This is a genomic window from Zhongshania aliphaticivorans (assembly GCF_001586255.1).
GTDB classification, from domain to species: Bacteria; Pseudomonadota; Gammaproteobacteria; order Pseudomonadales; family Spongiibacteraceae; genus Spongiibacter; species Spongiibacter aliphaticivorans.
The window spans coordinates 1,169,006-1,182,849 of record NZ_CP014544.1; the positions used below are offsets into that span (position 1 = coordinate 1,169,006).

Consider the following 13,844-nt stretch of genomic DNA (forward strand, 5'->3'; position numbering starts at 1 on the left):
GAGTGCTGATTTTTAGGGATGCATTGTTCGTTGGGTGGCGTGGTAAAATTACACAAAATCAAACGTGCAAGCGTCAATACCCGTGTTATTCTGAGTTAATGGCGTGCTTTCACGGCATAGCAAAGGAAGTTTCTAAAAAAATGAAGGGGAGTGTTATGCGTAAATTTATATTGGGTGCAGCCGTTGCAAGTTGCATGTTGCCAACGATAGCGTCTGCAGCTGAAGAAGGCACATGGTATTTGAACCCTGCAATCGGCTACCAAGTATTTGATGGTTCGCGTGACTTAACCAGCACCGAAGTTGCTTTGTTTGGTGCTGAATATGTACTCAGCAAAGACTGGGGCATTGAATTGCGTGGTTTGTACAGTGTTGCGGCAAGTGATCGCAATATTCGTGCGCTGGATCAAAAGATTCTTGGTAGTAGCGTAGATATGCTGCGTTACTTCAGCAATGACAGTAAGTTCACCCCTTACCTCGCTGGTGGTATGGGTGTTATTGAAGCGGATTATGAAAGTGGCCGCTACGACAGCCAGACCCAGTTAAACGTGGGTGGTGGTGTACGTTATACAATTGATGAAAACTGGTCGGTTCGTGGTGACACGCGCTTGGTTTATGGTACTGACCACGAAACTCGTGACGGCAATGCCTCGATTGGCTTGAGCTACGCTTTTGGTGGCACATCTGTTGCCAAGCCCGCGCCAAAGCCAATGATGTCTGATTCTGATGCCGATGGTGTTGAAGATGGTATTGACCAGTGCCCAGGTACTCCAGCTGGTGTTGCTGTCGACGCTAAGGGCTGCGCTTTGGATAAAGACGGTGACGGCGTGCCAAACTACCGTGACAAGTGTCCAAATACCCCAGCAGGTCGTCAAGTTGATAAATTCGGTTGCAAGTTTGTAATCAAACACTCCGAAAGCATCAAGTTGGAAATCAACTTCCCTAACAACTCTGACGCCATTCCGGTTGCCTATGCCTCAGAGCTGAAAAAGGTCGCTGAGTTCATGACCAAGTTTACTGGTGTGAAAGCAGTTGTTGAAGGTCATGCCGACAGCAATGGCGCCGCCGCTTATAACAAGCAGCTGTCACAGCGTCGTGCAGACTCTGTACGCAACGCGCTGATTCGCGATTACAATATTGCGGAAAATCGTCTGAGTGCAGTTGGTTATGGTGAAGAGCGTCCGATTGCTGATAACAGAACTGCGGATGGCCGTCGTGCTAACCGCCGTGTTGTTGCGGTAATGCAGGCAGAAGTTACTGAATAAGCTTCGGTAATCTCATGGAAAAGGGGCTTCGGCCCCTTTTTTATACTCAAATAAAATGGCACCGCCGCCGCGATCCAAATACACCTCGCCGTAAATACATGTCCCAGCTGTCAGCTTATTCTTAAAGTGCGTCACTCCTTAAGTTAATTACAAGCCTAGAGCTTCAGTCTGCGCTCGCCCGACTTACGCTAAAACTCCCCGTGTTTAACGCTATGTTTCCAGTGCTTTGTGCCATGGCCTCGCTCTTTTGTGGGTCTTCAGTTAACTGGCACGGTTCTTGTAGATCTTAATTAGATAGCGCCGTAAATAGCCCATAAATCACCATAATGGTGCGCTTGGCGGCGGCTTGCAATTGTCCGCATGCTCTAATTTGGTGCTGCGGTGATGAGGGGAGATGTAGATGATCTTTGGGCGTAAGAATAGAAAGCCAATCACAATTACTGATAAGAAAGTTGTCGAATGGAAATACGCGGTATGCGGGTATTGCTCCACAGGCTGCTCAATTGAGGTTGGATTGAATGCCGAAGGCAAGCCAGTGACCAGTCGTGGCAAAGGCAATGCGCCCGTTAATCAGGGCAAGTTGTGTATAAAAGGCATTTTTGAGCACGAATTGAGTGATAGCGCTGGGCGCGGTGTAGAACCGCTCATTCGCAATAAAATATACGATGCTTTTCAGCCCACCAGTTGGGATACCGCGCTGGATAAAACCGCCGCCGAGTTCATGCGCATACAAGAAAAATACGGGCGCGATAGTGTCGCGGTAGTATCTACCGGGCAATTGTTGACCGAGGAATTTTACACGCTGGGAAAATTAGTGCGGGGCGTGATCGGCACTAATAACTACGACGGCAACACGACCTTGTGCATGGCCTCTGCGGTTTCGGGCTATAAGCGCTCCTTTGGTGCCGACGGCCCGCCAGGGTGCTACGACGATTTTGAAAGCACTCACTGTTTAATGGCCTTTGGCTCCAATTTGCCAGAGCAGCACCCTATTATTTATTGGCGCTTGAAAGAAGCGCTGGAAAAACGCAAATTCCCACTGATTGTGGTGGACCCGAGGGTCACCATGTTCGCTCAGTTTGCCGATATTCATTTGCCGATTACTCCCGGTACTGATCTCGTTCTACTAAATGCCCTTGCCCACGTTATCTTGGCCGAAGGCCTGCAAGATGAGGCTTATATTGAAGCCCACTGCAATGGCTTTGATGAATTGAAAGCTACGGTTGCCAAATACGATCCCGTTACCGCCTCGCGGATCTGCGGTATCGATGCCGATATGATTAAAAACGTAGCCCGAATTTATGCTAAGGCGCCGTCGGCGATGAGCATCTGGACTATGGGGATTAACCAGAGTACCCATGGTACCGATGGTGTATGCGGCATCAATAACCTCAATTTGATTACCGGTAATATTGGTATTCCCGGCGGCACCAGCCTGTCTATTACCGGCCAGTGCAATGCCATGGGCACACGGGAGTGGTCGTCATGCTCTGGGCTGCCCGGCTACCGCGCTCTTGAAAAACAAGAGCACCGCGACGAGGTGGCTAAATTTTGGGGTATTGACGAAAGCTTCTTCCCTGCTAAGCGCGGCTTGCAGCAAACGGATATTTTTCCCGCGATCGAATCGGGAGAAATCAAAGCGCTGTGGATTGTTGCGACCAATCCCTTAACGTCTATGCCCAACCAACCTCGCATTAAAAAGGCCTTAGAAAAGCTGGAATTTATGGTGGTACAAGACGGCTATAAGGACTGTGAAACGGTTAATTTCGCCCATGTTTATTTCCCCGCTGCGGTTTGGGGTGAAAAGGAGGGGGTGCTGACTAACACCGAGCGCAGAGTGAATTTAGTGCGTAAATTCGTTGAGCCACCGGGCAATGCCAAAGCTGATCACTGGATTTTTAATGAATTGGCGAAGCGTTTTGAGCGCGGCCGGGCGATGACCTTCCCAGACAGTACCTCAGATATTTTTGACGAGATGAAACAGTTATCTAAGGGCGCGGCGCGCAATCTCGATATATCGGGAATGAGTCATGACCTGATTGAAACCCAGCGTGGCATCCAATGGCCGATGCGTGAAGGCGACGACACCGGTAATCCGCGCTTGTATAGCGATGGGGTCTTTCCAACACCTAATGGCAAAGCCAATTTACTGGCCATGGATTATATCGAAGATAACGAAGTGCCCGATGATAGCTATCCGTTTTGGTTAAACAGTGGGCGGGTAATAGAACATTTTCACACCCGCACCAAGACCGGGAAAATCGGTAATTTGAATAAGTTTAGCCCAACGCCGTATATGGAAATGAATCCAGATTCAGCGCGTGAACTGGGCGTTAAACACCAGAGCTATGTGCGGCTGGTATCAAAGCGCGGTGATGCCGTGGTCATGGTTCAGCTCACCCAACGTGTGCCCCATAACATGGTGTTTATCCCGATGCATTATCACGATTGTGTGAATCGGCTGTCCTTGGGGTTGCTCGATCCATATTCCCGCCAGCCCGCGTTTAAGCAGTGCGCAGTGCGCATTGAACAGATCGATCAGAAAGAAGCAGGGCGGCTCAATGTGGAGCGCCGAGCGTATTAATTGGCGCGGCGTATAGTCGCGCAGAACACCTTGTAGTTTGTCATATTGTTTTTAGAGCAGCCTAGTACCAGCGGTGCGAGGCGTTCGACAAAGGGTCTTAAATATGTGGAAAGTTAGAGACGATGAACCCAGTTATGCCTTTCTTAAGGAGCCAACAGGCCCAGAGGTAAATTACTACGAGGCGCCCATCGACCTTATTGCCCGTACCGGCGGTGCCTTGCCCGCTGGTCGGGAAATGTTCATCAATGAAGAGCCGGGGGTGGGTAATAACCCCAATCGCAATAAACAGCACGCTTTTCATTTTACGGCGGATAACTGTATAGGCTGCCATGCCTGCGAAGCGGCATGCAGTGAGAAAAATGACAATCCGGCACACATCAGCTTTCGGTCGGTTGGCTATGTTGAGGGCGGCACCTACCCTGATTTTAAGCGCATGAATATTTCCATGGCCTGTAATCATTGTGATGACCCAGTGTGCTTAAAAGGCTGCCCCACACGCGCTTATACCAAACACGTGGAATACGGCGCGGTGCTGCAAGACCCAGAAACCTGTTTTGGCTGTGGCTATTGCACGTGGGTTTGTCCCTATAACGCGCCTCAGTTGGACCCCATAAAAGGTCAGGTCTCTAAGTGCAATATGTGTGTAGACCGCTTGGAGGTGAATTTAAAACCGGCCTGCGTTTCGGCGTGCCTGGGCAATGCCTTGAATTTTGGCGTTGTCGATGACCTTCCAGAAAATCGCGAACAGGGTAAAACGAGTATTCCTGGCTTCCCTGACCCAGAAATCACGCACCCTAATATTCGTTTTCAGCAAATCAAAAACATGCCCGATGAGGTCACTCGCCCAGATGGTATGGAGGTGAAATACCACAAGGGTGACGACGGTCAATATCGTCCGGTGGTAGATCAGAAGAAGGGCGTAGAGAAAAAGTGGAGCCTGGCCAAACTCAGCTCACGTGAGAATCCCTTGGTCATATTTACCCTTGTTAGCCAGACTTCGCTAGGTGCATTTTTATTGAGCTTCCTTGGCGCGCAGCTGGGTATTGAAAGCATTATTGCCCTGCGGGATTCGGTAATGTATATCCCGCTCATGGCTGTAACCGTTGGGCTTGCCGGTTTGGGAATGTTAATGTCGGCTACGCACCTTGGCAAACCATGGCGTTTTTATCGTGGCTTTAATAATTTGCGGCACTCGCCGGTGTGTCGTGAAGGCTTGGGCATGCTTCTGTATATGGTCTTTGCGGGCCTGCATTTACTCGCAATGCTGCCGGAGAACCGCGTGTTTACCGCCTTGTTGGGTGAGTGGGGTAGCTTTCCCGTCGTGGCCGCGACAACGGGCTATTTGGCGCTGATTGCAGGCGCTGTTGGCCTGTACTATATGTATCGCTGCTATCGTATTCCTGCGCGGCCCTTCTGGAATCACTGGCAGACCGGTAGTGCCTTTTTGGGTACCGCGCTTACTTTGGGTGGTGCTGTGCTCGGTGTTATTGGTGTGCCAACACTGATGCTAATTGGTGGCGATGGCTTGGCGATACTGAAACTGAGTCTGGTGAGTATTGTTATTGGCTCAGCTTTAGAAGGTGTTGGTTTGTGGCGTCACGGCCTGGCAATGAGCAAGGCGAATAATGAAGGCAGCGTGTCTCATTATATTCAATGCACCTTGTTTGGTAAGAGCTATATGCTGCGCAATCTACTGACGCTCGCTAATCTGCTTCTTGCTGTAGCGCTGTTAAGCAGTGCTGAGCTTGGTGTTGAGACGTTGATGGCGAGCGCATTATTGTGCGGCTCGATTATGACGACGGCATTGATTGGTCGCTGCCTGTTTTATGTTTTAGTTGTGCCTACCACCATGCCGGGTGCATTCTTTTGGAAGAACAAAGACTTCGAAGAACATGCGCGGGATATCGGTTTGGCTAATATGCCGCAGGTTGGCGTTGTGGCGCACACGCATTAATCCGTTAGCGCAAAGATAGCGAAGGCCGAGTCTTCGCTATCTTTACAGCGCTATTACGCGATTAGCGAGGTCCAATGGATAGGGCCAAAATCATACTTAGCTCGGCCAGGGTGCGGCCACTCTCTTGTTGCATTTCATTAAAGGCCATTTGCACCTTTTTTAGATCGCGTTGCGCGGTAACTTGCGCCTTGTCGATGATGCCGACGCTTAGTAGTGCGGTGCACACGTCGCGGCTTAAAATAAAGGTATCCTTGCCACTAAAACGCAGAAAATACTGGCCAGAATTACCGCCGAGACGGCTGCCGTGTTTTTTCATGTATGCCCACAAGCCGGTGATATCGTCACTTGGCCAGCCAGCTAAAAACTTGCCAAAGCTGCCGTGTTCGCGCTGGATATCAAGGATAAACAAGGCGTTGTCTTGAACCGATTTAACCTTGGTTAAATTGCGCACAATGCGTTTGTCACTGGCCATGGCCTCTATTTCTTCTGGCGATCTTGATGCTACCCAAATGGGCAAAAAGCCATTAAACACCTCTTCAAACCCTGGCCATTTCAGTGAAATCACCCGCCAGACAAAGCCTGCTCGAAACACGCATGCGGCCATTTCGGCTAAAAACTGCTTGTCTGGAATTGCCTCCAGCTCCTTATTGCTTAGGACCCTAGGCAGCTGATCTTCAATGGCGGCTAAGGAGCCGTGTTGAGCCAGCGCGCGCTCCAGAAAGGTGCTATACAGTGTCGTCATAATATGGGATCCCTTGATGCGGGGCTGTCGTCGTCAAACTTTGCTTAGCCTACCTGATGTGTGGCGAGTCGTCATGGTTGTTGTCGCGTACTGCAGACGGATGATAGAGCTATTGGCCCATAGCCGTTTATGATAGTGCAATGACGGGCTTTATATCGCCGATACGGCTATGACATACCTTAATCACGCTGGTTGGTGCGTAAACCACCTAAAATGCCATCGCGATTTTAGATTGAATGCAGGAAATAATAATGACTGAGACAAGCTGGGATCACAGCGTAGATGTATTAATTGTTGGCAGCGGCAACGGTGCGCTTACCGCCGCCTTAAGCAGCTACGAGATGGGTGTGACCGACGTACTGATTGTTGAAAAGTCAGCGAAGATTGGCGGCACCAGCGCGACATCTGGCGGAGGGGTGTGGATTCCCTGTAACCGCTACGCCAAAGCTGCTGGTGCCCAAGACAGCTTTGATGATGCTAAAGCTTATTTGTTAAACACTACCCCGCCAGGGGCTGTACCTGAGGAAATGATCGACAGCTATTTACGCAATGGCCCCAAGATGATCGATTTCTTGCACGAGCGCAGTGATGTTCGCTATGAAACCCTGGAGCATTACCCAGATTATTACACCAATGTTGAGGGCTCGCGTACCGGCCACCGGTCGATGGAGCCAGCGCGCTTTGACTCATCATTGCTGGGCGAGGACGTCAAGCGTCTCCGTCCCTCACATCATATGATGCGTTTGTTTAATCGCATTTATTTCACTCAAGTGGAAGCGGCTTTACTGACCTTGCAAGGACCTGGCTGGATTAAATTAACCATGAAGTTAATTGCCAGCTGGGCTTTGGATTTTGCGTGGCTAATCAAAGGCAACGGCCTCGGACGTGATGTTTGTACCGGTGCGGCCGGTGTGGCCAGACTGTGGTATTCGGTAAAAAAGCGCAATATACCCTTATGGGCTAGTGCGCCGATGGAAGAGCTAATCGAAGACAATGGCCGCGTGGTCGGCGCGATCATCAAGCGTGACGGCAAGCTCATGCGCGTGCAGGCGCGCAAGGGCGTGATTCTGGCCGCGGGCGGCTTTGAGCGCAATCAGCAGATGCGCGAGCAGTACCTGCCCGCGCCCACCAGTAGCGATTGGAGTGGCGGCGTTGAGGGCAATACGGGTGATGCAATTCAGGCTGGCCTGAAACTGGGTGCGGCAACCCGCTTAATGGATGGCGCATGGTGGTGCACCACCGTGTCAGTGCCCGGTGAACCGGCGCCTCGCCTTAGCGTGATGGAAAAATCCTACCCTGGCTCGTGTATTGTGAATTTGCGCGGTGAGCGCTTTGCCAACGAGTCGCAAAATTACATGGCGTTTCAGAAAGACCTCTACAAGCAGCACACCGAGGCGGCCCCTTGCTCGCCAATGTATCAAATATTTGATGCTCGTTTTCGCCGCGACTATATCGTTGGTCCGCTGATGACGGCCTCCTTGAAGCCCGATTGGACCATACCCAAAGAGTGGTTTGAAACGAAGTTGGTGGGTAAGGCGAATACCGTGCGCGAACTTGCTGAACAATTGGGCATCGACGCTGATAATTTAGAGACAACGGTAGGCAAAATGAACGGCTTTGCCAAAACCGGTAAAGATCTCGATTTTCAGCGCGGCGATTCGGCTTACGACCGCTATTACGGCGATCCGCGCTTTGAGCCAAACCCCTGCCTGGGCGCAATTGACGAGGCACCGTTTTACGCTATGCGTTTGGAGGCTGGCGATTTCGGTACCCAGGGCGGTTTGGCGACCAACACCGATGCCCAAGTGCTCAAAGACGATGGCAGTGCTATCGCGGGTTTGTACGCAGTAGGGAATTGCAGTGCGGCAGTACTGCCGACGTATCCGGGCCCGGGCTCGACCTTGGGACCGGCGATGACCTTTGCGTATCAAGCAGCCAAACACCTTAGCGGCTTTAAGGACTAGCCGCACTTACTAAAGTGACGCGGGCCGCCGGACCAGAGGGCGCGGTCAGCGTCATATAAAGTCCATCTTACTGACATAAAACTGTCAGCGCTTTGTCGCAATTCCTCCGTAATCTACAGCGATTCATATTTTTGTCGCATTTTCGGAGGATTCATGCAATTTAAAAAAACAGCATTATCGTGGGGGATTGCACTGGCAACGCCGCTAATCTTGGCTGCTTGTGGCGGTGACAACAATAAAACGCCTGCGTCGCAAGCCAGCGCTGAAAAAAACTTTAATCGCATTGCCGTGTACCCGGTATGCATGCAGGCCGACGCGACCTGCAATACTGATGACGCAACGGCCGCCGAAATTGTCGCTGCCAGCACCGACGGTATGACCCTCGTTTACACTGACAGCCCCAAAGAGCAGTTGGGCTTTGTCGATATCACCAATCCCGCTGCGCCAACTGGCTTGGGTGTATTGCCGCTCGTTGGCGAACCGACGTCAGTCGCAATTAAAGGCGGTTATGCACTGGTCGGCGTCAATACCAGCAGCGATTATGTGAGTGTTTCCGGTTTGCTAGTAGTAGTGGATATTGCCACTCGCAGCATTGTTCACTCAATTGATGTTGGCGGTCAGCCAGACTCGGTAGCGGTGAGCCCAGACGGTAGCTATGCCGCCGTGGTGATCGAAAATGAGCGTGACGAAGATCTTAATGATGGCGCGTTGCCGCAAATGCCAGCGGGTAAGTTGGTGGTGGTAAATTTAAGCGGAGCGCCCGCTGACTGGACCAGCAGCGCCGTGGGGCTCACAGGGTTAGCGGATTTATACCCAACTGATCCAGAGCCTGAGTTTGTGGATATCAATGCCGATAATATTGCGCTTGTTTCCATGCAGGAAAACAATCACATCGTCCTTGTTGATCTTACTGACGGCAGTATCGTGAAATCCTTCAGTGCAGGAACTGTCGATTTGACTGGGATTGATGCCAATGAAGATGATGTGATTAACCAGAGCGAATCGCTAAGCGGCGTATTACGTGAGCCCGACGGTGTGAGCTGGTTGTCTACGGAATATTTTGTTACCGCCAATGAGGGAGACCTCGACGGTGGCAGTCGTAGTTTTAGTGTTTTTAATACCGCTGGTGAAGTGGTTTTCGAGGCCGGTAATAGTCTAGATCAACTGACGGCCCGTATTGGCCACTACCCTGAGTCGCGCTCAGAAAACAAAGGTAATGAACCGGAAAACGCGGAGTACGGCGTATTTGGTGAAGACCGCCTACTCTTTGTGAATTCGGAGCGAGCTAGTGTGGTGTTTGTATACGACGTGGCCGATTTTACCAAGCCGGTATTAAAGCAAGTGCTCCCTGCCGGTGTTGGGCCGGAGGGCGCCTTGGCCATACCCGCGCGCAATTTGCTCATTGCTGCCAGTGAAGAAGATGACCGTGGCGCCGTTATTCGCTCAGGTCTGAATATCTATCAGTACGGTATAGCGCCGGCCAGCTACCCAACCATCGTATCCAATGATCGTGACGATGGTTCGCCAATTCCTTGGAGCGCTTTGTCTGGCTTGTCTGCCGACCCGTCGGATGGCACCTTGGTATACGCGGTGGATGACAGCTACTACAAGAAAAATCGGATTTTCACCTTGGATGTTAGCCAGCAACCCGCCGTAATCACCACCGAAACTCATATTATCGACAGCAACGGGGTGTTAGCTAATTTACCATTGGGTACCTTGCCTGCGGCTACAGTTAACGATGACAAGACGGTTAATATCGACCCAGAAGGTATTGTCAAACTGGCCGATGGCGATTTTTGGATTGCCTCAGAGGGCAAGGGCAACCAGATTGATGGGCCTGTTGCGAGTAGGAATGTGCTAATTAACACCGACGCCGATGGTCTTATTCAAAAGGCGGTGACTTTGCCTGCAGCGGTGAATTTGCTTCAGCGCAACAATGGTTTTGAAGGGGTGGCTGAGTACGAGGGCAAACTGTATGTTGCGTTCCAGCGCGCCTGGCAAAACGAAGATGCGGTGCGGATTGGTATCTATGATATCGCCGCCGAAAGTTGGAGTTTCCTCTATTACGAGCTTGACGCTCCTGAGTCTCAGAATGGTGGCTGGGTAGGTTTGTCGGAAATTACCGCTCTTGGTAATGGCGAATTTGTGGTGATTGAGCGGGACAATCAGGGCGGGCCAGACGCGGCCATCAAACGCTTGTATAAATTCGACACGACTGGCCTCGCCGATGGCGCCACAGTGACTAAAACCTTGGTTCGCGACGTATTGCCGGATATGAAAGCCACCGGTGGTCTTGTTACCGAGAAAATCGAAGGTTTGGCCTTGTTAGCCAATGGCGATTTACTGATGGTGAACGATAACGATGGCGTTGATGACAGCAACGGTGAAACCCAATTAATGAATTTGGGTAAGTTATTCTAAAATCCAGCTCGATCTACAGCTAAAGCCCGCCGTTGTGCGGGCTTTTTGCTTTTGAGCTTGGGGTGCTAAGGTGGTGCCGATTACAGCGCTTCTTCGACCGGAGGTTTGTAATTTTGACCCATTAATTTTCTTTGTTGCGCGGGTGTAGCTCCTCTTATATTAAGTAGGAATGGAAGTATGCGGCAACAAAAGGGATTTTATATGCGAATCACAAGGCCTCTATTATCTAGAGTCATTGTTGTGGTCATGGCGCTTAATATAAGCGCTTGCACAACTACCCGAGCTTACCAAGCAACAGTGAACAGTCCGCCGCCGCTATTGCCTGGCAAGTCTTATCAAGTTTCCTTTGTTAATGGTAAACATGAGGCCCTGGTCGTTGCGACGGTAAATGAAAATGGCTTTAGTGATAAAGCAGGGCATAGCCATTTGTTTTCTGAAGTAGACGAAGTTGCAGAGAAACATTTTAGCTTTCTTAAGACAACGGGCGCTGTTGCGGCCGGAGCGCTAGTTTTTTTGGTGGCGGCTGGTATCTACTTGGTAGAAAAAATATTTGAAGATGGTGGGGCACGTGGTGACAATACTTCCATGCTTATGCAAGCGAAATGACAAATCTCATTATTCGAGCCCCAAGGACTAAGAAAAATACTGATCGACAATGTCTCGTAGTTTGTCTGCCGACAGCGGTTTACTGCAATACGCGGTGACAGAGGGGTGAGACTCCGCGCGCTCATGATCGCTGGGGTTTACCGAGGTTGATAGTATGATAATGACTGGATGACGAAGGTCTTGAGGAACAATGCCTTCGTAACGATTGAGAAACTCCCAGCCGTCAATAACGGGCATGTTAATATCTAAAAATATTAAGTCGGGTAGGCGCTGCTTATTTTTGACTGCGTCGCCGAGCATGTTCAGCGCATCGCCAGCATGGTCGTAGGCGGTGACCATTTTACAAACCTTGGCTTTCTCGACGATCATCTGATGGTAATAATTGTCGGCACCACTATCGTCAATTAATATGATTTTCTCAAGCTTGTTCGTCATAGTGTAATCACCTTGGGTATGGTAAAGCTGAAGGTGCTGCCTTTGTTCAAACTTGAGTTCACCCAGATTTTCCCGCCGTGTAAATTGATTACTTTTTTGCAGTTGGCGAGACCAATGCCACTGCCAGGGTATACGTCTTGGCTATGGAGCCGTTTAAATATCATAAAAATTTGGTCGAGATACTCGGCCTCTATGCCAATGCCGTTATCGCTGACAGTAAAGCACCAGTCCTCGCCTTTATCAACGCAGACAATATCTATTTGCAAATTAGTGTCGGCTTTTTTGAATTTAAGGGCATTGCTAATGAGGTTTAGGAATAGCATGTGCAGCTCGGTTTCAAAGCCGCTAATGGTGGGTAGCTTGGCAATACTGATATTGGTGTTGCTGTGGTCGATAGCGGCGTCTAAGTCGGCAATGACGTCTGCCACGAGATTATTGCAATTAACTTGCGTGAGTGTCGGCTCGCGACCTATTCGACTGTAAGACATTAGGCCAAAGACCAAGTTGCGCATGCGCTCGGCCGCTTCACTAATAAATTTAACGGACAGTAAGACCCGTTCGCTTTGTTCCTTGTCCGCGAGCTCTTCTTCCAGAAGCTCGCTGAAATTGCTCAAGGTACGGAGTGGTTCCTGAAGATCGTGGGAGGCGGCAAAGGCAAATTGGGCTAATTCCTCATTGGATGCCTCAAGACGTACTACGGATTTTTGCAGTTCCTGTGCTTTGTATTGATAGCTTTCAGACATGCGCTCGGCAAATAGCAGGGCGCGTCGATTTGCCCGTGAGAGCAGCAGAAATAGGCTGAGCAGCATTGTGTCGATAAAAATACCGCCAATCAGTATCAGGGTCGGCTGCGAGTTTTGGGTTTCAGTGCGAAATGCTTTGGTTGACCACACGTTGACCTGCCACTGGCGGCCGTAAACGTCGATTGGATAGGTTTTGGTGAAGAGTGGTTCCGGGTCGAAGTCTGTTTCATTGGCGGTGTTTTCGTCGTAGAGGTAGTCACCATTATCACTAATGCTAATGCCGACTTGGCGACGGCTTTTTTCTAATGTGCCGCGCATGAGTTTATGGACAACAAACGGCGCATAGACCATGCCGGCAAAATTGTTGCGTCTCGCGCTTAAGTCGTCGTTTTGCAAGTCTGTGTAAAAGGGCGCATAGAATAAAAACCCCGGTGTTTTTTCGGCGTCTTGTACCAAGACAATGGGGCCAGTAATTTGCGCTTGGCCACTATCTCTGGCTTTTAATGCGGCATTTAGGCGGTTAGCTTCGTGGGCGACGTCTAAGCCGACCGCCGCTAAATTGTCTTTAGCGGGTTCGATATACGTTATGGGGAGTAAATAGTCGTTATTGTGCTGGGGGTGTATGGCGTAATTGGGGCGGAGTTGACGTTGCTCTTGTAGGTAGCTGTCGAGCTTGTCGGCTTGCACATTGTGGATGACGCCAATGCCATTGATGCCTTTGTACTTTGCAGGTAAATGCAGCTCGGTGGCAAATGCCTGCCACTGCTGATTGTCTATGCTGCCTTTGTGAGAGCTGATGGTCGCGACTCCGGCCCAGAGTGCGTCTTCGTATTTTTGTAGGCGCTCGGATATAAGGGTAATAACTTGGTCTGCCTCGCGCTCAAAACGGTTTTCTATTTTATCTTGTACCTGCAAGCGGGAGTATTGCCACACACCAAGCGTTAACAGAAGTGACAAGCAAACCACTAGCCAGTGAAACCAGTGCAGGCCACCGGCCTTTTGGAGTGCTTGTTGTTCCGTACGTATCGCGACTTGATCGGTTTCTTGGTTGTGGCTGTTGGTCATAAAATAAGCAAAAAATCAGTAGTTGGCAAAATTGCTAAATCGACTGGCTTGGTGCATCGCATGTT

9 protein-coding genes are annotated in these 13,844 nt (G+C 50.3%); 6 read left to right on the forward strand and 3 right to left on the reverse strand.

The window, feature by feature from the left end; translation table 11 throughout:
• Positions 1 to 155 precede the first annotated feature (155 nt).
• From AZF00_RS05155 to AZF00_RS05165, 3 genes are all read left to right on the forward strand, one after another.
• The gene (locus AZF00_RS05155) at positions 156 to 1,262 is read left to right on the forward strand and encodes an OmpA family protein (RefSeq protein ID WP_008246495.1); all 1,107 of its coding nucleotides are present in this window, start codon (positions 156 to 158) and stop codon (positions 1,260 to 1,262) included.
• Between the two features lie 400 nt (positions 1,263 to 1,662).
• Positions 1,663 to 3,846, forward strand: coding sequence for a molybdopterin oxidoreductase family protein (locus tag AZF00_RS05160; protein WP_062383259.1), 2,184 nt, complete (start codon positions 1,663 to 1,665; stop codon positions 3,844 to 3,846).
• Between the two features lie 103 nt (positions 3,847 to 3,949).
• Positions 3,950 to 5,800: a DmsC/YnfH family molybdoenzyme membrane anchor subunit gene (locus AZF00_RS05165; RefSeq protein WP_062383265.1), complete on the forward strand. Its 1,851-nt coding sequence runs from the start codon at positions 3,950 to 3,952 to the stop codon at positions 5,798 to 5,800.
• Between the two features lie 61 nt (positions 5,801 to 5,861).
• Here the strand turns inward: AZF00_RS05165 and AZF00_RS05170 are convergent, their stop codons facing one another.
• Positions 5,862 to 6,542 (reverse strand): DNA-3-methyladenine glycosylase I, encoded by a 681-nt coding sequence (locus AZF00_RS05170; RefSeq protein WP_062383268.1) that lies wholly within the window; start codon positions 6,540 to 6,542, stop codon positions 5,862 to 5,864.
• 251 nt (positions 6,543 to 6,793) lie between these two features.
• Here AZF00_RS05170 and AZF00_RS05175 point away from each other — a divergent pair, with 251 nt between their 5' ends.
• The 3 genes from AZF00_RS05175 to AZF00_RS05185 all read left to right on the forward strand — a co-directional run bounded on the left by AZF00_RS05175 (position 6,794) and on the right by AZF00_RS05185 (position 11,536).
• Positions 6,794 to 8,506, forward strand: a complete 1,713-nt coding sequence (locus AZF00_RS05175) for an FAD-binding protein (protein WP_062383271.1) — start codon at positions 6,794 to 6,796, stop codon at positions 8,504 to 8,506.
• A 153-nt stretch (positions 8,507 to 8,659) separates the two neighbouring features.
• Positions 8,660 to 10,930 (forward strand): esterase-like activity of phytase family protein, encoded by a 2,271-nt coding sequence (locus tag AZF00_RS05180; protein WP_062383274.1) that lies wholly within the window; start codon positions 8,660 to 8,662, stop codon positions 10,928 to 10,930.
• Positions 10,931 to 11,107: 177 nt separating this feature from the next.
• Positions 11,108 to 11,536, forward strand: coding sequence for a hypothetical protein (locus AZF00_RS05185; RefSeq protein WP_156474847.1), 429 nt, complete (start codon positions 11,108 to 11,110; stop codon positions 11,534 to 11,536).
• 27 nt (positions 11,537 to 11,563) lie between these two features.
• On the opposite strand, the gene AZF00_RS05190 is transcribed toward AZF00_RS05185, so the two are convergent.
• Together AZF00_RS05190 and AZF00_RS05195 are read right to left on the reverse strand one after the other, a co-directional pair.
• Positions 11,564 to 11,971, reverse strand: a complete 408-nt coding sequence (locus AZF00_RS05190; RefSeq protein ID WP_062383280.1) for a response regulator — start codon at positions 11,969 to 11,971, stop codon at positions 11,564 to 11,566.
• Complete coding sequence (locus AZF00_RS05195) at positions 11,968 to 13,779, reverse strand: CHASE domain-containing protein (RefSeq protein ID WP_062383283.1); 1,812 nt, start codon at positions 13,777 to 13,779, stop codon at positions 11,968 to 11,970. The genes AZF00_RS05190 and AZF00_RS05195 overlap by 4 nt, the downstream gene beginning before the upstream one ends.
• Between the last annotated feature and the right edge of the window lie 65 nt (positions 13,780 to 13,844).

What these genes read in the sequence shown, in the direction of transcription:
- AZF00_RS05180 (WP_062383274.1), top strand. Translation starts at nt 8,660, where the DNA reads ATGCAATTTAAAAAAACAGCATTATCGTGGGGGATTGCACTGGCAACG.
- AZF00_RS05190 (WP_062383280.1), bottom strand. Translation starts at nt 11,971, where the DNA reads ATGACGAACAAGCTTGAGAAAATCATATTAATTGACGATAGTGGTGCC.
- AZF00_RS05195 (WP_062383283.1), bottom strand. Translation starts at nt 13,779, where the DNA reads ATGACCAACAGCCACAACCAAGAAACCGATCAAGTCGCGATACGTACG.
- AZF00_RS05175 (WP_062383271.1), top strand. Translation starts at nt 6,794, where the DNA reads ATGACTGAGACAAGCTGGGATCACAGCGTAGATGTATTAATTGTTGGC.
- AZF00_RS05185 (WP_156474847.1), top strand. Translation starts at nt 11,108, where the DNA reads ATGCGGCAACAAAAGGGATTTTATATGCGAATCACAAGGCCTCTATTA.
- AZF00_RS05160 (WP_062383259.1), top strand. Translation starts at nt 1,663, where the DNA reads ATGATCTTTGGGCGTAAGAATAGAAAGCCAATCACAATTACTGATAAG.
- AZF00_RS05170 (WP_062383268.1), bottom strand. Translation starts at nt 6,542, where the DNA reads ATGACGACACTGTATAGCACCTTTCTGGAGCGCGCGCTGGCTCAACAC.
- AZF00_RS05165 (WP_062383265.1), top strand. Translation starts at nt 3,950, where the DNA reads ATGTGGAAAGTTAGAGACGATGAACCCAGTTATGCCTTTCTTAAGGAG.
- AZF00_RS05155 (WP_008246495.1), top strand. Translation starts at nt 156, where the DNA reads ATGCGTAAATTTATATTGGGTGCAGCCGTTGCAAGTTGCATGTTGCCA.